Raw genomic sequence first — 19,128 nt, forward strand, 5'->3', positions numbered from 1 at the left:
AGCCATTATGAGCAATCCAAATGAATTAACCGAATTGGCGATCAAGTTCGCCGCCGCGACCGACCAAGTCAAAGAAGTTGCAGAAGAAATGAAAGGCAAGATGGCAAAAGGCGAACAGCTAAGCCAAGCCGCCATCGACAAGGCGGATGAAGCCCTTGTTGTGATGAATGAAATGAAGCTGCGCATTGACGAGCTGGAGCAAAAAGACGCTCGCCGTCCATCGGGTGATGAAGGTCATCGCACCCTTGGTGAGAAGTTCGTACACTCTGATGAGTACAAAAGCCTAGTTTCCGACCAAGGCAACGGCAAAAAAGCCAAAATTGAAATCAAAGCCAATATCACGTCAGCCACCACAGACGCTGACGGCTCAGCAGGCGTGCTAATCCCACAACATCGCCTAGGCGGTATCATTGCCCCACCTAACCGCCGTCTGACGGTGCGCGATCTACTGATGGCAGGTGCAACCGACAGTAATACCATCGTCTATATGCGCGAGACTGGATTCACCAACTCTGCCGCCCCACAAAATGGCGAAGGTGAGAAACTGGCTCAATCGTCAATCAAATTCGATGAGCAAAGCGTGGGTGTAAAAACACTTGGGCACTTTGTCAAGCTTTCTAGCCAAGTGCTGGAAGATGCAAGCCAGTTGTCAAGCCACATCAATGGACGACTTGTCTATGGCTTGGCATTGGTGGAAGAGCAGCAAATCCTCAATGGTGACGGTGCGACCAACAACCTAAAAGGCATTATCCCCCAAGCTAGTTCCTTTGACGACAAGGCGACGATGGCGAAGTACACCATCATCGATCAGCTACGTCTTGCCATGTTGCAAGCGGTATTGGCTGAATACCCTGCAAGCGCTCACGTGCTTAACCCGATTGACTGGGCGAAAATTGAACTTGCCAAAGATGACAGCGCACGCTACATCATCGGTAATCCGCAAGGCACGCTAAGTCCGACATTATGGGGTATTCCTGTGGTGGCAACTCAGTCAATGGAAGCGGGCAAGTTTTTGACGGGTGCGTTTGACATTGGTGCTCAACTGTTTGACCGCCGCCAAGGGTCGGTAGAGGTTGGCTTTGAGAACGACGACTTCACCCGTATGCTACTGACAATCCGAGCGACCGAACGCTTGGCGTTGGCGGTGTACCGTCCTGAAGCCTTTATCTATGGTACGCTCGCCGATAAAGTGTAACCAATCAATAAGCAACAACAAAACCCCAAAAGACGGCAATCTTTTGGGGTTTTCAATAGCACAAGAGAAATGACGATGAAGTATAACGTTTTAGTGCAGCATTTTGGCGACCGTCAATATTACTCAGGCGAGAGCCGTGAAGTGACCAATGAGCATGATGCCAAGATTCTGATTGATATGGGCTTGATCGAACCAATCGACGGCGAAAAAGCCAAAGACGCACCAAAGAATAAGGCTAAGCCAAAGCCGCAAAATAAAGCTGAAGGCGACTTGGACAACAAAGATGGATAAAATCACCCTTGAACAAGTTAAACATCAATGTCGCATCGACCAGGATGATTACCTCGATCACGAGCTGTTAGAGGGCTACATCGATGCGGCATATAACTATGCGCAGAACTTCACAGGTCGAATGCTATTTGAGTTTGTCGTGCCTGATGATGTTGAGAACGGCATGATCATCACGCCAAGCGTTAATCATGCGTGCCTGATGCTCGTTTCTTACTGGTATAGCAGCCGTGAGGCGGTGTCAGACGTGAAGACAGCTGAGCTGCCATTGGGCGTGCATCATCTGCTGCAGCCTTATCGAATTATGGGGGTGTAAGATGCTACAAGCAGGGCGGTTAAGACATCGCGTCAAGCTACACCGCAAGACATCGAGTCGATCACCCACAGGCGCGGTCAAAGTCGCCCAATGGGAACATGTGCTGACGCTATGGGCTGAATTCACACCCCTATCGGTCAAGGACATTATCGCAGGACAAGCCCAAAACAGCCAAATCACCGCAAGAGCCACCATTCGCCATCGCACCGACATTAACGGCACAATGCGAGTGCAATACGCAGGGCGAATGTATGAAATCGTGGGCGAACCTTTGGCGGATAATAATACAGGGCGTGAGTATCTGACGCTTATGTTGAGAGGTGTGACATGAAAGCCACAGTAAAAGTTGAAGGATTAAAAGAGCTGGATCAAGCCTTAGGTGAGTTGGATCGTGATTTGCGTGGGCGTGCGATGTATCAAGCACTCAATTTCGCCACCAATCCCATTGTCAAAGAAGCCAAAGCTCGTGCTCCTGCCACCGAAGCTGCTTATCGCCGCTATATGTCATCAGGGCAAGGTGAGAAAACCACCGTTTTTACCAAAAACGGTAAAGCTAGAAAGGGCAAATCTAAGCGTGCCAAACGAGGCGAGGGTCGCTATGTCATGCAGCAAGCTGGGCTATTGCGTAAATCCATCCGTCGGCAACGCCTGACCAAAAACAGCCGTGAGCGTCATCGTGCCGCCGTGGGTATCGGTATCCATCTAAAAGGCAAGACGGGCGAAACCGCCTTTTATTGGCACATGGTGGAGCGTGGCACGGTGAATATGCCAGCTGTGCCATTTTTGCGACCTGCTTTTGACCACAACAAAGACGAAGCGGTGGCGCGATTTAAAAAGAAATTGGGAGAGCGGATTGATAAATTCAAGTAAGTTTTTTTTAAAAGGTTGAGCCAATGAACGCAAGCACCCTGATCTACACCGCCTTATCACCGCTGGTCGCTGGGCGAGTCTATCCGCATCTGATCCCAGAGGCGGCAGACGACACACCGCCTTATATCATCTACCAAATCATCTCCACGCTGCCCATCACCACGCTGGACGGCATCACGCATCATGAGCGGGTGCGTGTGCAGATAGACGCTTATCATGACGATTATGATGAGCTGCTTGCCTTGTATGGCGAGATTTTAGATAGATTTGATGAGCTGCCCATGAGTGAACATGACGGCACTCATTTTAGTCATGATGATGGTCTGTATCGTGCCAGCATCGATGTCTTTTTTAACCACCAAACCAAACCCAATCAGCCAAACGAGGAGTAATATATGGCTAAAAATGTTGCCAATCTGCTTGACAGTTTTTACACGCTGTCTGTATCAAACACTGAAGATGATTTCAAAAAAGTCGAGCATCTACAAAAATGCGGTGTCCCCACCGAAGAAAAGGTGATGGATGAAGTGACCGCTACCGACGACAAACGCACCGTCAAGGCGGTGGTGGATTTTAAAGAAGAGTCGGAGATTGAGTTTGAGTTTGTCCACGAACCCAACGACGAAGGACAAAAAATCATCAACGCCGCTTTCGAGTCAGGGGCGGAGCTGACCTTTAAGCTTGAATTTACCAAAGCCACCAGCGAGGGACGCAAGTTTAAAGGCATCATCTCTAAGCTATCTATTGATAATGAAGACACCAAGAAAAAACTTCGTAAAACAGGCACCATCTCCATCACAGGCGATGTCGGCAAAATCGGCTAACTCAAACAGTTCATTCAGACAAAAAGGAAAACCCAATGAAAAAATCTACTTTACTTAATAAAATCAAATCTCTAAGCAAACCAACGCAGGTAAGCATTGATGGCATTGATGAACCGTTGTTTATCCGCCGAATTTCTGTGGCAGAGCAAAGCAAACTTGCCAAATTAGCAGACGACCAAACAGCGGCTGCTGTGGCATTGGTGCTGTATGGCGTGTGCGATGAAAAAGGTGAGCGTCTGTTTGAGGATGACGATGCCAAAGACATTGAAGATTTGGACTCAAAAACTGTCGGACACATCGTTGAAGCCGTCAGTCGAGTCAACTTTGGCACGGTGGAGATGGCAGAAAAAAACTCATAACCGACCATGAGCGTCGGTTTTTGTTTAAACTTGCCTTAGCACTGGGGCGGACGGTGGGCGAGCTAGAACACAGCTTATCTTATGAAGAGCTTATCTGCTGGCAAGCCTACGACCGCCTAGACCCCTTCGGCGGCTTTCGGCAAGACATTCAGACCGCCCATCTTTTGTATGCCAAAGCTGGCAGCTCTGATTGCACCGTTGCTGACTTTTTGCCCATTGACCCAAATCCCATGACTGATGAGATGCGTGAAGAGTACGAGCAGTTCAAAAAAGAGCAGGAGCTACAAAGGCACAGCGAAGCCTTAATGCGTATGTTTGATCGGCTTGAAAAGGCGTAAGGATTAGGGTATGATGAGATGAGCGTTTGTGATGTGGAGTTCCCATGCGGTTACAATTCGTTACCTCTGATGATTTTGATAAAAAAAGCCCTTTATATTATATGCTGGGTGGTTTTTCCTTAAAGTGTATTCACACTGGCAAAAATATCGTACTGCGTCAAGAAAACCTTGCTCATGTCAATGAAATCATCACTCAAGATGGCGATTATCAACCATCAATGATAGATGGTGCGTTACTTGGTGGTGCACTGGCAATCGCTACCGAGAGTATGTTTGCTGGTATGGCAGGTGCTGTGGTTGGCTCATTATTGGGTGTCAACAAAATGCACTTATTGCAGCTTATTTTTGATGATGGACGCAGTTTAATTGTTAAAGCCAGCAGTAAAGATACCCAAAAAATCAAGCATCACGCCAAAAGCACAGACTACCTAACTTTGGGTGGATAATGCCGATAAAATCAACGCAAAGCACTCGTCATGAGTGCTTTTTTATTGGAGAAATTCATGTCATTGGGCATCGAGATTCATGTGGCGGCAAACACCGCTCAATTTACCAGAAATATCAGCAAAGTCGGCAAGCAATCAAGGCAAGCCGCCCAGCAGATGCAATCTTCCATCACTCATGCCACAAGCCAGGCATCTAAAGGCATGAATAACTTAACACAGCACACCCAAAAAGCCACTTTGGGACTTGATAGGCTGTCTAAGATGGGTGGTATTATTGCCAAAGGAATTGCAGCTGCTACAGGTGTATTTGCTTCTGTTAGTAGCATGGTGTCTGTACGCCGTGAGTTTGATGTTTTAAATGCAAGCCTGATCACCGCCACAGGTTCGGCACAATCAGCGTCCGAGCAAATGGACAAGCTTAAAGACTTTGCCCAGACCACACCATATGACTTGGCACAAGCGGTCGATGGGTTTGCCAAGCTTAAAAACTTAGGTCTTGACCCATCGATTGACAGCCTAAACAGCTTTGGCAATACAGCGTCTGCAATGGGCAAAGACTTAAGCCAAATGATTGAGGCGGTCGCTGATGCCACAACTTTTGAATTTGAACGCCTAAAAGAGTTTGGCATCAAGGCAAGCCAGCAAAAAGACAAGGTTGCTTTTACCTTTCAAGGCATCACCACAACCGTGGGTAAAAACGCCAAAGACATTCAAAAATACCTGCTTGACATCGGCAATGTCAACTTTGCTGGGGCGATGGCAGAGCGAATGAATACCCTAGATGGGGCGATTGCCAATCTTGAAGGCAGCTACAAAAACCTGCTGCTTGCCATCGGCGATGCCAAAATCATCGGTGACACCAGTTTTATGGATTTACTCAAACAGGCTGCGTTTGGCTTATCCACTGCCTTAGACTGGGTCAGCAAACATATCCAAGTGGTCATGGCATCAGCACTTGTGGCGGTGCTGGCGTTTTCTCGTGGAGCGATTGCCAGCGTTGTGCGTCTTGGCGTCTCATGGGCATCAAACAACGCTGGCATCATCGCAAGCAATGTGGCTGCCTCCACCAGCACCCAGCGACTTGGTGATGCTTTAATGTCTGTATTATCAGGCACAACATCCACACAAATTCGCATACATCATCTGACCGTCGCCATCAAAGCAAAAACAGCGGCAAGTTTAGAATTTATTCGCCAAACACCCGCACACATTGCCGCGCTAAAAGCATCAGGCACACAAGCACTTGCCACCGCTCGCAATTTTAGCGTGATGACTGCCACCAAAAAAGCAGGCATTGCATCAGTAACCCTGCTGGGTCGAGGTGTAATGGGTGTTGGCACCGCCTTAACCTCACTAGGTCGCATCCTCCTAAGACATCCTTTGATGGTGATTGCTGGCGTCATCACTGCCATCATCGTGCGTACGATGGGACTACAAAAGGCGATGGATAGCCTGTCTGAGGCGACGGCGGTACTGGGCGAATTGCTTGGGCAAATGGTGGATGCTGGCATTCGCGGCTTTAAATGGCTTGGCGATGTTACGCTGGATTTTTTTAGCCGTTTTAGATCAGATGGCAAACAGTCCACCAATCAGGTCTTGGGCTTTTTTGGTGGGCTGTTTAAAGGCACTCGTGGTGGCTTTGTGGGGGTCTTGCAAGTCATCGCTCGGGTGTTTGATTTGGCATCAGCGACCATCAAGACTTTTTGTCAATATGCCTTTAAAAACATCAAATCACTAGGCACGGCCATCAGTAATGTCTTCAAAGGCATTGGCAACTTTGCCACCTCGGTCTTTGAAGGCTTAGTCAACCACATCAGCAAAAAAATCAACTTTCTCATCGATGGCATGAATGCGGTGTCTGATTTTTTTGGTGGTGGGCAAATCAAGCGATTAGATTCGGTGTCCTTTGGGCGATTGAGCTATGGCAGCATAGACTTTGGCGTGGCTGGATTTTTTGATGCAGTCAAATCAAACAATAACCAGTATCTTGAAGGCAAATTACTTGCCGCCCACGACAAAATAACAGATGCCGCCAACCAATCCAAAGACGCTCACGATGATTTGGCTGGTTCACTGGATGCCACCAGCAAGGCGAGCGAAAACGCTGCCGATAAAGCCAAGAAAAACGAAAACGCCCAAAAGTCTTTGACCGATGCCATCAAAGAACAACACCTATCATGGCAAAAGCTACGCCATGAGATGGCACACCCCTTAAACCTTGAAATCGACAAGGTGAACTGGGAGATTGACCATGGCAAGTTTAAGGGCATTGATAAGGCACTAAAAAAACAGCTGCAAGATGCCGCACGAGCGATGGACATTGACATCATTCATGATGAACTGGACAAGCTGGTACAGCAGACCGCCATAGAAGGCATGAATCTTGGGCGTGAAGGCAAGACCGCTGAACTGTTAGGACACCTTGACAATTCACGCCATAAGTTCTCCTTACTCAAAGATGAGGTGATCGAGTTTAACGAACAAGGCGAACGCATCATCAAGACCACAGGCAAGCTGGGCTTTGCCATATCGCAGATGGCGTTGGCAGATTGGATGGCGTATGCTTATGCGTCCAATCAGAGCATCGGTGAGCTTGACAAGCAAATCGAGCTGGTCAAGGCTAAGGGGGATTTTAGTAAAGAGCTGCTTGCGTTTGAGCATGAATACCAAGCCACCTTGGATAAATATGCCCACTTAGCAGAGCTTGATGATACCGAAGCATACACACTCATCAAAAATCAAGCCGAACAGCTCAAGCTACGCCAAACGATGCTTGCCACACAGACCGCTTATCAAGACATACTTGATGGCTTGCAAGATGAAGAGAGCAAAAAACTTGAAACCTTGCAAAACCAGCTTGATGTCATCGCCAAGCAGCACAAGCTCATGCAAGACATGCCACAGATAAGTAGTGCCATCGACCCGCTCGATGCCAGCTTTGGCGTACTCAAACAAGCCCTTGATTTGCCAAGCGTACCGATGAATGCTATGGAGCAACTAGAATCAGAGCATCAAAGCAGGCTTGATATGATTAAGGGTTTTTTGGATCAGCAAAAACAGCTGTACAAAGACAACGAAGAAGCCTTGACACGCATCACCGAGCAAGGCGAACAGGCACGAGCGGCGGCAAAACAGCACTACGAGGAGGCCAAAAACAAGCTCATACTGACAGAGTCTGAAAGTCTGTTTGGCTCACTTACCAGCATCGCCAAAGACGGACTGGGCAAGCAGTCGAAAGTCTACCGTGCGATGTTCGCCATGCAGCAGGGCTTTGCCATTGCCCAAGCAGGCATTGCCATGCAACAAGCCATCTCACAAGGCTTAGCCAAGGGCTTCCCTGCAGGCTTACCTGACATGGCAATGGCGGTGTCGCATGGGGCGAAAATCATCAGTGCCATCAAGTCGGTGGTCATGCCAGTCGGTCAAGCCCACGACGGCATCATGTCCGTCCCCAAAAGCGGCACTTGGAACTTAGAAAAAGGCGAGCGAGTACTGCCACGGCACACCGCCAAAGCCTTAGATGACAAATTAAACAGCATGGGCAATGGTGGTCAAGTGGTCAATATCTCTGTAACGGTCAATAGCGATGGTGGCGATGTGCAAAGCTCGCACGAGATGGGCAAAAGTCTGGGCAATGCGATTAAATTAGCCGTCCAGTCCGAACTACAAAAAGAACGCCGTCAAGGGGGACTACTCTATGGCAGATAATTTGAAAACCTTCACTTGGAAAATGAACATGGGAGCGTCTGCCAACACTCGCCATGCGGTCAGTAAGACGCAGTTTGGCGATGGCTATGCCCAGCGTGTGAGTTTTGGTATTAATAACAAACGCACCGATTGGAGTGGTGGCAAAACTGGCGACTGGGCGACCGTCATCAAGCCCATTATCGCATTTCTTGATGATCATAAGGGCGTAGTGCCGTTTTTGTGGACAGACCCACATGGGCAAACCAACAAGTATGTCTGCCAAGACTATGAAGTCAGCCAACGCAAAGGCAACTTTTGGCAGATATCTTTGAAATTTGAACAAGTCTTTTAACCACACGCCCCACAAAGGGGCTTTATTTTTAGGAGCAATCATGAAAACCTTAACCCATCTTGAACTTGACCTATTGAGTCAATTTGTCCATCAAAGACACTATATGTCACATGACCATGCGGATGCTATCCAATCAATCAGTCTAGACTATTCAGCCGAAGACGGTTATGAGATTAAAACAAATAAATCCAAAGGCAAAAGAACCAGTTTGGTCGAGGCGAACCTTTTGAGTTGGCTTAGCTCTACCATCAGCTACGCCCAGTCTACGCACAAGATGACCATTGATAAGCTTGTCATTGCTTATGAAGACGAGACTTACAAAATTGAGCTTGCCACATCGCCACGAACTGATGAGATAGAAGATGACCTTGGCGATGAAGATACAGATGATGGCGAGCCAACCGACGAACTGGCAGGCGAAGAAGCATAACACAAGCAAAGACGGAAAAATTTACTTTTCCGTTTTTTATTTGGAGGGCTTATGCCATTAAACAGCGACTTTCAAAAATTATCCGTCGATGGCGTGGTAACGCTCTTTGAGCTGGATGCAAGCCGTCTTGGAGCGGGTATTTTACGCTTTCACGGACACAATCACGACAAAAACGATGGTGTAATTACCTTCCGTGGCAAAGAGTACAACCCCCAAGCCCTAAATGTCACAGGGCTTGAAATGCGGTCAGACGGCAGGGCAAGCACCCCCACGCTGACCCTCGCCAATAACATCGCAGGGGTACAAGGTGCGGTGTCGGCGTATTGCTTGCAGTTTAGCGACTTTGCCACCGCCCAGCTTAGGGTTATTACCACCCTTGCCAAATACCTAGATGCGGTTAATTTTGACGGTGGCAACCCTACCGCTTCCGATGAATGCAAAGAGCAGATTTGGTTTGTGGAGCAAAAAACATCAGAAAACGCAAAGCAAGTTACCTTTGAATTATCCAACCCCATTGACCTTGAGGGCTTAAAAATCCCCGTCAGAGAGATTACCAATTATTGCCACTGGGCGGTCGTGGGTAAGTATCGTGGCGAAGAATGCGGTTATACAGGTGTGGCCATGTTTGATGAACACGACAACCCTACTGACAACCCCATCATGGATAAATGCGGCGGGCGTATGAAATCGTGCGTGTGCCGATTTGGAAAAAATAAGCCCTTGCCCTTTGGTGGCTGTCCTGCCAGTAGTTTGGTGGGGTGAAAAAACCGCTAATCAAGCGGTTTTTTTAATGATTGGATTTCTTTCATAATGTCCGTTAATGCGTCTGTAATATCTATGTATTGGGTTGGGGGTTTTTGCTGGCGGTTTTCTAAGCCAACTTGCAACAAATGAACCGCCTGTGCATTAACAGAGCGTCCGTCATCTTTGGCGGACTTTTCTATTTGGTCTTTTAAATCTTGGGGAATGCGTAAGTTAAACTGGGGGTCTGAACGAGCCATGCAAGCACCTTTTGAAAAAATTTACAAATATTTTAACAAAAATACTTGACTTAATCAATAGTACAGTGCTATCATTAGCACCGTACTAATACGGTACTCAATAAAAAGCCCCTTGCAGACCGTCAAATCAAACAAGGGGCTAGAATACTAACCACTGATAAGGAAAATATCCTATGAGTAATTTACCACAAAAACCCCTTGAAAATCAAGGGCAATTTGTCGCTGTGTTTCACGGTCAAATCAACCAAAATACAGAAATGCTGTGCAATGCCCGTGAATTGCATAAATTTTTGGGTGTAAAGTTTAACGCTCGCCAAAATTGGCGAGCGTTAAATTTAGAAAAAATTCTTGACAATAATTTTTGTTTATTGCATAATAATCGCAAAGGTGCTTCAAAACACCCAATAACTAACAGCGTCATCGCTACGCCTAGCGATTTTTTGTTGCCTATGCTTTCTGTTATGGGCAAGATGAACCTATCCGTGAGGACGGTTGCACGACTGTTAGCGTGTTTTGAACATCTTGTCCACCCTACTTCAAATAGGGTTAAATCTCAACTAACAGGAGTATTAGCCAATGTCTAATCAACTTCCCCTTACTCAATCCCAAAAGATTGATAATTCCTTTGTTAATGTGTTTCACGCACAGATTGATGAAACTTCCCAATTAGCAGTAAATGCCCGTGATTTGCACAATTTTCTACAAGTTGGGCGTGATTTCAACAACTGGGTTAAAGACCGCATTAAACAATATCAATTTGTTGAAGGTCAGGATTTTCTTATCATTGTTTCCAAAACTGGGAAGCGTAAAAATGTAATCAAAAAAGATTATCATTTAACCCTAGATATGGCAAAAGAATTGGCAATGATTGAAAATAACGAACAGGGTCGCAAAGTCCGCCGTTATTTTATTGACTGTGAGAAAAAAGCCAATTCCTTAACTGCACAAATTACCGAAACCACCATTTTGCTTAAAAGTATTGACGGTAATTTGTCAGAGGCAGGGCGGTATTTGGCAATTCACGGCAAACAAACTAAGCCCACCTTAAAAGGCAGATTGTCTGAACTTCTACAAAAAGCACAACCATACCTACCCTTTGTTGAGTTTGGAGGTGTAAAATGAGACAAGTTGACAAGATGGATTTATACGATGCCTACACGCTAGCTTCTGGCTACTTGGATTGGATTGCCACTTTGATTAGTCAAGCCAAATCTAGCGGTAATGATACTTTGCTTGATATTGCCCATTATTTGGCAGACAGTCAGTCGGTAGAATTCGCCGAAAATGCCAAGCAATTTGAATAACATTTAATTTACTAAGCACAAAAACCGTCTATTTGTTTAGGCGGTTTTTTTGGATAAATTATGCGACTCACCAAACCCCTTAAAAGCCAAATCACCACCCACGCCCTTGACTGCTATCCTGCTGAGTGCTGTGGCGTGATTGTGAATAACAAATACATTGCCTGCACCAACACCGCCCATGACAATGAGCAATTTACTCTTTGCCCCAAAGATTTTGCCCGTGCTGAAAGTTTGGGCGAGATACAGGCGATTGTGCATAGCCATCCTGACAGCGGTGTGTTGCCGTCTGATTTAGATAAATTACAGATTGAGCTGCATGGCGTGCCGTGGGTCATTGTCGCGGTGTCCAAGCAAGAATACGGCGATGAGCCGTCATTTGGCGTATATGAGCCATGTGGGTATAGACCGCCCTTATTAGGGCGTGCTTATATCCACGGGATGCAGGACTGTTATGCCATTGTGCGTGATTTTTATCGCCGTGAGTTTGGCATTGATTTACCAGACTTTGAGCGTGCGGACGCTTGGTGGGAAGATCCCAATCACACCCCACTGTATGAGCAGAACTTTGAAAAAGCAGGCTTTGTAGAAGTAGACAAAGACAACTTGCAATACGGCGATGTCCTGCTTTGCCGTGTCGGACGCACGCACCATGTTAATCATGCGGTGATTTGGCTCGGCAACAATGACGCACTCAAAAGCGAAGTCACACCGCCTTGTGTGGGCAACACTCTAATCCTGCACCACCCCTACGGACGGCAGTCGGTGCGTGAGATTTATGGCAAGGGGTGGGCGGATAGAATGGTGCTGGTGGTACGTCATCATTCGCTCATAAAGTCTGCCCCCACGATTTGACAGCTTGCATGATAATGGCAGAGCGTGAAAGTCCTGTTTTTTCAGATAAAGCGGTCAGCTCGTCAATAAATTCGGTGGGAAACTTATAGCTTGCCACCTTTACGCCACGTTTGGCATCAGAGTCAGCTTGAATTTGAGCTTTGGTTTTTGGAGTTTTGACAGTTTTAGGCATGATGCTTGACCTTTGTTTTAAATTATCTTATGATAATAGGTAAGGAGTGGCTAGGCGTTTCCACCTAACCTGCCTTGGCGACTGGTACTCGCTTTAGGCTTTTACTGTTAGTAAACTGGATAGCTTAGCAACAGCAGAGCGATGATTACGAGGATTTCAAGGGTCGTTTTCATCGTTTTACTCCTTGTTATGATGGTAACGATGGCTACCATCTTACCAATCAAGCAACCCTTGCTTGATGTGTTATATTATAGTAAATACTACATTAAAAGTCAAGTAATTTATACACTTTTTTTGCAAAAATGTTAAAAAATGTATGGGTTATTTGGCTTTTTTGTTGTGCAAAATAACAGATTTTTTAACCGCTCATGATTCATCGTGGGCGGTTTTTTATTGGGAAAAATCAGCCATGAAAACCATCTACTTACACGGCATTTTAGCCAAAAAATTCGGCAAATCTTTTAACTTAGCAGTGGACAGTACAAAAGAAGCCATGCGTGCTTTGTGCGTGCAGTTGGCTGGCTTTGAAGCATTTATGATGAACGCTCATAGGCAGAGGCTACGCTTTGCCGTGTTTCATGATAGGCACAATGTGGGCGAGAGCGAGCTTGAGATGACCCACACCGCCAAGATTATCCGTGTTGTGCCAGTGGTAGAAGGCTCAAAAAAAGCAGGTTTGCTTGAAACCGTCCTTGGAGCGGTCATGGTCGTGGCAGGTGTCGTGGTTACTGGCATGACCTTTGGGGGTGCTGGTGCGGTCGGTGCAGGATTGATTGGAGCGGGTATTGGCTTAATGGCAGGCGGTATTTCTCAGATGCTCATGCCAAAGGTAGATACGCAGGACAATAACCAAGACGGTAATAAAGCCAACAAAGGCTTTGGCAGTGCGGTTACGACGGTCGCACAAGGCAATCCCATTCCGATTTTGTATGGCGAGCGAGAAATCGGCGGATTCATCCTGTCGGCAAGCCAGCTACCAGAAGATATGTTGTGATTGTATTTTTAAATTTATAGGATAAAACAATGCAAATCTACGGCTCTAAAAAAGGTCAAGGCAAACAAAGACAGCCTGTTATTGCCCCCGACTCTGCTCAGTCCAAAGCTTTTGTCAGTATCATGTATGGCTTGGGCGAAGGCGAGATTGCAGGTTTGGCCAATGGCTATAAATCCGTCTATTTGGAAGACACGCCCCTGCAAAATGACAACGGCGAGTTTAACTTTCCCAATGTCAAAGTGGATTTTCGCACAGGCACGAACGACCAAGAGTACATTGATGGCTTTCCTGATGTCGCCAGTGAAACGGCGGTTAATGTCGAGCTAAAACACGGCACGCCTTACATCAAAGCCTTTAATAATCTTGATCTGGATGCTCTGCGGGTGCGTCTAAAATGGGGGGCTTTGCGTCAGCAAAACCGTGAAAATGGCGATGTGTCAGGCGTAAAGATTGATTATGCCATCGATGTCAAAACCGACAACGGTGGCTGGGTCGAAGCCCTAAATACATCCATCAATGCCAAAACATCGAACGCTTACGAGCGTAGCCACCGTATTGATTTGCCAAAAGCTGGGGCAGGCTGGCAGCTGCGTGTTCGCCGTATCACACCGAACAGCACCAGTGATTTTGTCTCTGATAAGATGTATGTGTCAGCCATCACAGAAGTCATTGATTTAAAACTTCGTTATCCTAACACCGCTCTTTTAGGGCTGCGTTATGATGCGTCAAGCTTTGGTAGCATCGCCAAGATGTCGGCTCGTTGTCGTGGTCTCATCATCAAAGTACCAACGAACTACGACCCCATTTCACGCACTTATGATGGCTTATGGAATGGCGAATTTAAGCTTGCCTACTGTAATAACCCTGCGTGGGTCTATTACGACCTATGCACCGCCGAACGCTACGGACTGGGTGGTCGCCTAACAGGCAGCATGATTGATAAATGGTCACTGTATCGTCTCGCCCAATACTGTGATGAAATGGTGGACGATGGCATGGGCGGACAAGAGCCACGCTTTACGGTCAATGTCTATATTCAGTCAGCGGACGGCGCGTTTGAGCTGCTATCTAGACTTGCAGGCGTATTTCGGGCAATTTCCTACTGGGACGGCAGCAGCATTGTACTAGATGCAGACATTCCCCAAGACAGCATTTATTCATTCAGTCGTGCCAATGTCATTGATGGCATGTTTGAATACACAGGCACACGCTCTCGTGACCGCCGCACCGTGGCAAAGGTAGCGTGGGATAATCCCGCCAATCATTTTAAGACCGAATATGAATATGTCAGAGATGAAGCAGCGATTGCCAAGTTTGGCGTGCGTGTGGCGGACATTTCTGCGTGGGGCTGTACTTCTCGTGGGCAAGCCCAGCGTGCAGGACTTTGGGCATTAAAATCCGAACAGCTCGAAACTCGCATGGTAACTTTCAAAGTTGGGCTTGATGGGCTTATCCCTGCCCCTGCCAAAGTGATTGAAATTAGTGATGAGCTGTTTGCAGGGCGTGCCACGGGCGGTCGTGTGCTTGCAATTAACAAAACCAAAACTGTGATTACCCTAGACCGCGCCATTACTGCCAAAGCTGGCGATACCCTTGTCATCAATGGCGATGATGGGGTCAGCCAAAGACGGCAAATCCGCTCGGTCAGTGGCGACAAAATCACGGTAACAAAAGCCTTTGGCAACATCAGTGTGGAAAATGTCTGGGTGCTGGATAGTCAAGACCTTGCCACGATGAAATTTCGTGTGCTGTCGGTAACGGCTGACGATAACCACACTTTTACCATCACTGCCGTGCAGTATAACGGAGCCAAATACGATGCCATCGACCACGGTGCGTACACCCCCGAGCGTCCGATTAGCGTTGTGAGTCCGACCGTGCAAGCCCCCACCAAATCGGTCAATCTGTCAAGCTATCACACGGTCAATCAAGGCGTGAGCATGACCACCCTTGTCATCGGCTGGGAGCAAGTAGCAGGTGCAGTCAAATATCAAGTGGAATGGCGAAAAGACAACGGCAACTGGCAAGCTCTACCACCGACAGGCACAAACTCCATTGAAATCTCTGGTGTCTATGCAGGGCAATACGAAGCACGAGTAACGGCTATTTCTGCCTTTGGACAGGCAAGCCTTGCCACTCATTCTAATTTGACACAGATACAGGGCAAAGTTGGCAAACCGCCACGATTGGCACGCCTAACCGCCACAGGTAAGCTATTTGGTATGGATCTGGCTTGGAATTTTAATGCAGGTTCGGCAGATACCAACTACACAGAAATACAGGTCAGCCCTGACGGCCGCACAAACATCACAACCCTTGGCACGTTTGCTTATCCCACCAACAAGCATGAAATCACAGGGCTACAAGGCAATCTGACCCAGTATTATCGTGCGCGCATTGTGGATAAGTTGGGCAATGCGAGCGACTGGACAGACTGGATGGGCGGCACGACAAGTGCGGACGCCGCCAAAGTGCTGGACTTAATCAGCGGGCATATCACAGAGTCGCACTTAGACCGTGCGCTTCGAGAGCCAATCGCTAAGATTGCAGACTTTGATGATAAGTTTGCAGGATTTGACGGACGAATCAACCAATTCGCATCAAGATTTAACAGTAAAATACCAACGATTGAACAAGCGGTGCAACAAGTCAACGCACGATTACCCCAGCTTAATCGCAGTATTGATGACTTGATGAGCGACAAGAATGCCAAAAGTCAAGAGATTGTCAACATCAAGCAGACATTGGGTAATACCACTACCCAAGTCAGAGATGTTGCCACCAGCACAAGCAACCTAACAAGACGATTTGGCGAAATGGCGGTCAGTCAGCAACGCAATCAAGATGCCTTGAGCGCAAGAATGCAGACTGTGCAAGACAGCATTGTCAGCAATGAGCAAGCGTTATCAAGACGCATTAACCAGTTAGATGCAGAATACAAATCCGCAGACAGACAGACTAGTGCTAAGATTGGACGAGTTGAGCAATCGTTGTCTGATAAAGAGCAAGCGTTATCAGAACGAATTGGTCGGTTGGATAGTGCTTACAAACAAGCTGGTAGAACAGCAGCGGCAAATCTTAGCACACTTGAACGCACACTCACAAAAGCTGACAGTGCCTTGTCAGAGCGTATCTCTCAGATTGACACAGCGTACAAGTCTGCTGATAGGCAGACTAGTGCTAAGATTGGACGGTTGGAGCAGTCCATCAGCAACAAAGATCAAGCCATCAATCAGATGCGTGAGACGATCGACGCCAAGTTCGCCAGTCTAAGCGACAACCTGCTTGTTGGTGGCGATCAGACGAAAGTATCAACCGATTGGGGTATCAGCTACCCCATCAAAGAGCAATTGTCCGCAGGGCAAAAGGTAAAAATCACCTTAAAAAATGCCCAAAACCTCACATCTGTTGCTGTCTATAACTCAGGCGCATCAGGCTCAGCAAAAATCGGAGACTTACGCAAGGTGGGCGATGAATGGGTGGGTGAATTCGCTTGGAGGATTTACGGCTCTAACAATGAGCTGATACTCTACCGCCAGCCACGACGCTCAAGGCAATCTGTCCAAGCCGTACTCGCCAAGCATACCGACACCACGGCATTGATTGATGAGGTAAAACAATCCATCGCAACCAAAGAGCAAGCCTTGTCTGAGCGTATCAGTCAGCTATCTGCTCGGATGAATCAGCCAAACGGCAAGTACGCTACTGCTCATGCACTCGATGAGGTCAAAAGCAATGTCGAGAGCATGAATGGCAGGCTGACCAGTGAGGCAAGCCGCACCTCCACCTTGCAGACCACCCTAAACGGTCAGACCGCAAGCATCCGAAATGTGGAGCGGTCAGTCAATGGCGTGCGTGCGATTAAGGCGGTAACGGTAGACAATAACGGCGTCATCAGCGGTTATGGTCTCATGAGTGAGCTGGCAAACGGTCGTGTGAATAGCCAGTTCGGCATTAACGCTGATAGTTTTTATATCGGAAGCCCAAGAGATAACAAAAAGCCGTTCGCCACCTACACCCGACCTACGGTAGTCAATGGCGTGCGTATTCCTGCTGGTACTTACATCAACAGTGCTTTTATCGCCAACGCCAGCATCACAATGGCGAAGATTAGCGATAGCATACAGTCTGATAACTATGTGGCAGGGCGGAGCGGTTGGCGACTTTTCAAAGATGGTAGATTTGAATTGAACAGTACCTTTGGTGACGGTTCAAGTCTTGAGCTTAACTCAAAAGGCTTGATTGTTTGGTATAACAAAGCACAAGGCAAAAAAGCGGTAGAGTTGGGGATATTTACATGATAGCAGGTCTTAGAGTATGGGACAGACAGGGGCGTGAGATTAGCAACATCACAGGTCGTTACCCTAAGTTCATTGGCAGTGGCATCATCACCACCGCTGAAAAAGCGAGCATCAATTACACCATCCCACAAGGCACGACACGCATTGCCGTGCCTGTGTATTTATCTCGTAATGATACTTTATTAGTTCCACCTGATGCTAAGGATGTTGATGAAAACTATCGTTACACCAACAATTACAATCTTTGGAGTGTAGACATCAAACACACAAATACAGGATTTGAGTATGATACAACACATACAGATAATGCCAATAAACAAAAACCACCTATTAAAATCTACTGGGGGTATGTATGAGTTTTAGAACTTATAACAATCAAGGACATAAGCTATTAGACAGTAATGAGGCGGTATTTAGCTTTGTTAAATCTGGCAGATTAACCAGATTACTTGACACGCCTTTTGAAAAAAATAAGAGAAAATACTGGTATAGAGCCAAGCGACTAATCATTAACTCTAGATTACGTGAAGGGAAGGCTAACATTTACACACCTGAATACTGTATGTACTATATTGACCTGCCCAATGCCATTAGTCCCATTGCAGGGGTGTATTATGATGGGCTTGCCAAAGATTGTAATCCTGTTGTTTATCTCAATACAGGCTATTTTGATGGCATAGCACGGCTGATGTTTTATTCAAATGGCAGGTTATCAGATGCTGAGCTTGCCAAATTTCACATTTACATTTTTGATGTTAATGTGATTAAAGAAACAGCTGTAGGCATGAATCTGTATGATAGACAAGGCAATGTGACTTTTAGTAGTCGGAGTATGCCAATGTCTCTACAGAGTAAAACCACACGACAAAGTATCCCCAATAATATTAAATTACTATCGAGTGATGAAGCTAAACTGTTGAATCGCCATATTGAGCATTATTACGACCTTGGCGTGGATTATTATAACAATCAGACGGGCAGCGACCAAGCAATGATTGACAAAAGAAAGAATTATGGTGTACCGTTGTCTGGGTTGTTGCCAGCACGTATTACCAAACGCTGTGCTGGTATATTAAGCCCAAAGCTATCAGTCGGGTACTATCCTTATGATACCACCGAGCTGACAAGTGCGATTGGTGACCATGACGGGCACTATTCATTGAAATTTTCGGCAGGTGAGACCTACCCCCATTTCACAGAATCTGTTGTTCTTGCGTGTGTAGGCTGTATTGATGGCAATCATATTAAGACTGTACCACCATTTGATAGGATTAATCAAAACGGTACTGTGAAAGCCATGAAACAGGAGTTGACAACAAGAAATCTGATATTTAACCACGATGTGGTGAGTATTTATTTTTCTGATATTGACAATCTACCCCTCCCCTATAACTGATAA

At 46.7% G+C, this 19,128-nt stretch carries 24 protein-coding genes; 22 read left to right on the forward strand and 2 right to left on the reverse strand.

The window, feature by feature from the left end; translation table 11 throughout:
* Positions 1-7 precede the first annotated feature (7 nt).
* The 14 genes from DYD54_RS01350 to DYD54_RS01415 all read left to right on the forward strand — a co-directional run bounded on the left by DYD54_RS01350 (position 8) and on the right by DYD54_RS01415 (position 9,867).
* Positions 8-1,195: a phage major capsid protein gene (locus tag DYD54_RS01350; protein ID WP_063513444.1), complete on the forward strand. Its 1,188-nt coding sequence runs from the start codon at positions 8-10 to the stop codon at positions 1,193-1,195.
* Positions 1,196-1,270: 75 nt separating this feature from the next.
* Positions 1,271-1,486 (forward strand): hypothetical protein, encoded by a 216-nt coding sequence (locus tag DYD54_RS01355; protein ID WP_063513445.1) that lies wholly within the window; start codon positions 1,271-1,273, stop codon positions 1,484-1,486.
* Positions 1,479-1,799, forward strand: a complete 321-nt coding sequence (locus DYD54_RS01360; protein WP_063513446.1) for a head-tail connector protein — start codon at positions 1,479-1,481, stop codon at positions 1,797-1,799. Before DYD54_RS01355 ends, DYD54_RS01360 begins: the two co-directional genes overlap by 8 nt.
* Position 1,800: 1 nt before the next feature.
* Complete coding sequence (locus tag DYD54_RS01365; protein ID WP_063513447.1) at positions 1,801-2,130, forward strand: phage head closure protein; 330 nt, start codon at positions 1,801-1,803, stop codon at positions 2,128-2,130.
* Positions 2,127-2,669 carry an HK97-gp10 family putative phage morphogenesis protein gene (locus tag DYD54_RS01370; RefSeq protein ID WP_063513448.1) on the forward strand — a complete coding sequence of 181 codons (543 nt, stop codon included), beginning with the start codon at positions 2,127-2,129 and terminating at the stop codon, positions 2,667-2,669. Before DYD54_RS01365 ends, DYD54_RS01370 begins: the two co-directional genes overlap by 4 nt.
* A gap of 23 nt (positions 2,670-2,692) precedes the next feature.
* On the forward strand, positions 2,693-3,061 hold the full coding sequence (locus DYD54_RS01375) for a DUF3168 domain-containing protein (RefSeq protein ID WP_063513449.1): 369 nt from the start codon (positions 2,693-2,695) through the stop codon (positions 3,059-3,061).
* Between the two features lie 3 nt (positions 3,062-3,064).
* A complete protein-coding gene (locus DYD54_RS01380) occupies positions 3,065-3,493 on the forward strand; it encodes a hypothetical protein (protein WP_063513450.1) in 429 nt (142 codons plus the stop codon).
* A gap of 35 nt (positions 3,494-3,528) precedes the next feature.
* Positions 3,529-3,852: a phage tail assembly chaperone family protein, TAC gene (locus DYD54_RS01385; RefSeq protein ID WP_063513451.1), complete on the forward strand. Its 324-nt coding sequence runs from the start codon at positions 3,529-3,531 to the stop codon at positions 3,850-3,852.
* A 20-nt stretch (positions 3,853-3,872) separates the two neighbouring features.
* Complete coding sequence (locus tag DYD54_RS01390; RefSeq protein ID WP_063513452.1) at positions 3,873-4,190, forward strand: phage tail assembly protein T; 318 nt, start codon at positions 3,873-3,875, stop codon at positions 4,188-4,190.
* 44 nt (positions 4,191-4,234) lie between these two features.
* A complete protein-coding gene (locus tag DYD54_RS01395; RefSeq protein ID WP_063513453.1) occupies positions 4,235-4,636 on the forward strand; it encodes a hypothetical protein in 402 nt (133 codons plus the stop codon).
* Between the two features lie 30 nt (positions 4,637-4,666).
* The gene (locus DYD54_RS01400) at positions 4,667-8,344 is read left to right on the forward strand and encodes a tape measure protein (RefSeq protein ID WP_063513454.1); all 3,678 of its coding nucleotides are present in this window, start codon (positions 4,667-4,669) and stop codon (positions 8,342-8,344) included.
* On the forward strand, positions 8,334-8,675 hold the full coding sequence (locus DYD54_RS01405; RefSeq protein WP_084260554.1) for a phage tail protein: 342 nt from the start codon (positions 8,334-8,336) through the stop codon (positions 8,673-8,675). The genes DYD54_RS01400 and DYD54_RS01405 overlap by 11 nt, the downstream gene beginning before the upstream one ends.
* A 40-nt stretch (positions 8,676-8,715) precedes the next feature.
* Positions 8,716-9,105 (forward strand): hypothetical protein, encoded by a 390-nt coding sequence (locus DYD54_RS01410; RefSeq protein ID WP_063513455.1) that lies wholly within the window; start codon positions 8,716-8,718, stop codon positions 9,103-9,105.
* Between the two features lie 51 nt (positions 9,106-9,156).
* Positions 9,157-9,867 (forward strand): phage minor tail protein L, encoded by a 711-nt coding sequence (locus DYD54_RS01415; RefSeq protein WP_063513456.1) that lies wholly within the window; start codon positions 9,157-9,159, stop codon positions 9,865-9,867.
* Between the two features lie 8 nt (positions 9,868-9,875).
* Here DYD54_RS01415 and DYD54_RS01420 read toward each other — a convergent pair whose 3' ends face one another.
* Complete coding sequence (locus DYD54_RS01420) at positions 9,876-10,106, reverse strand: TA system antitoxin ParD family protein (RefSeq protein ID WP_063513457.1); 231 nt, start codon at positions 10,104-10,106, stop codon at positions 9,876-9,878.
* A 173-nt stretch (positions 10,107-10,279) separates the two neighbouring features.
* Between DYD54_RS01420 and DYD54_RS11505 the strand changes: the two genes are divergently transcribed.
* The 4 genes from DYD54_RS11505 to DYD54_RS01440 are packed head-to-tail and all read left to right on the forward strand — an operon-like array spanning position 10,280 to position 12,262.
* The gene (locus DYD54_RS11505) at positions 10,280-10,690 is read left to right on the forward strand and encodes a hypothetical protein (RefSeq protein WP_063513458.1); all 411 of its coding nucleotides are present in this window, start codon (positions 10,280-10,282) and stop codon (positions 10,688-10,690) included.
* Complete coding sequence (locus DYD54_RS01430; protein ID WP_063513459.1) at positions 10,683-11,228, forward strand: antA/AntB antirepressor family protein; 546 nt, start codon at positions 10,683-10,685, stop codon at positions 11,226-11,228. Before DYD54_RS11505 ends, DYD54_RS01430 begins: the two co-directional genes overlap by 8 nt.
* Positions 11,225-11,410, forward strand: a complete 186-nt coding sequence (locus DYD54_RS01435; protein ID WP_063513460.1) for a hypothetical protein — start codon at positions 11,225-11,227, stop codon at positions 11,408-11,410. The genes DYD54_RS01430 and DYD54_RS01435 overlap by 4 nt, the downstream gene beginning before the upstream one ends.
* A 60-nt stretch (positions 11,411-11,470) precedes the next feature.
* Positions 11,471-12,262: a C40 family peptidase gene (locus tag DYD54_RS01440; protein WP_063513461.1), complete on the forward strand. Its 792-nt coding sequence runs from the start codon at positions 11,471-11,473 to the stop codon at positions 12,260-12,262.
* On the opposite strand, the gene DYD54_RS01445 is transcribed toward DYD54_RS01440, so the two are convergent.
* Positions 12,237-12,434, reverse strand: coding sequence for a hypothetical protein (locus DYD54_RS01445; RefSeq protein WP_063513462.1), 198 nt, complete (start codon positions 12,432-12,434; stop codon positions 12,237-12,239). The genes DYD54_RS01440 and DYD54_RS01445 overlap by 26 nt on opposite strands.
* 409 nt (positions 12,435-12,843) lie before the next feature.
* On the opposite strand from DYD54_RS01445, the gene DYD54_RS01450 reads away from it, so the two are divergent.
* Genes DYD54_RS01450 through DYD54_RS01465 form a run of 4 tightly spaced genes read left to right on the forward strand, consistent with a single transcriptional unit; the run spans position 12,844 to position 19,125 of the window.
* The gene (locus DYD54_RS01450) at positions 12,844-13,428 is read left to right on the forward strand and encodes a tail assembly protein (RefSeq protein WP_063514913.1); all 585 of its coding nucleotides are present in this window, start codon (positions 12,844-12,846) and stop codon (positions 13,426-13,428) included.
* 29 nt (positions 13,429-13,457) lie between these two features.
* The gene (gpJ, locus tag DYD54_RS01455; protein WP_063513463.1) at positions 13,458-17,729 is read left to right on the forward strand and encodes a TipJ family phage tail tip protein; all 4,272 of its coding nucleotides are present in this window, start codon (positions 13,458-13,460) and stop codon (positions 17,727-17,729) included.
* A complete protein-coding gene (locus DYD54_RS01460; RefSeq protein WP_063513464.1) occupies positions 17,726-18,085 on the forward strand; it encodes a hypothetical protein in 360 nt (119 codons plus the stop codon). Before gpJ ends, DYD54_RS01460 begins: the two co-directional genes overlap by 4 nt.
* Positions 18,082-19,125: a hypothetical protein gene (locus DYD54_RS01465; RefSeq protein WP_063513465.1), complete on the forward strand. Its 1,044-nt coding sequence runs from the start codon at positions 18,082-18,084 to the stop codon at positions 19,123-19,125. Before DYD54_RS01460 ends, DYD54_RS01465 begins: the two co-directional genes overlap by 4 nt.
* The last annotated feature ends 3 nt before the right edge of the window (positions 19,126-19,128 follow it).

It is taken from the genome of Moraxella ovis, assembly GCF_900453105.1.
Lineage (GTDB): Bacteria > Pseudomonadota > Gammaproteobacteria > Pseudomonadales > Moraxellaceae > Moraxella > Moraxella ovis.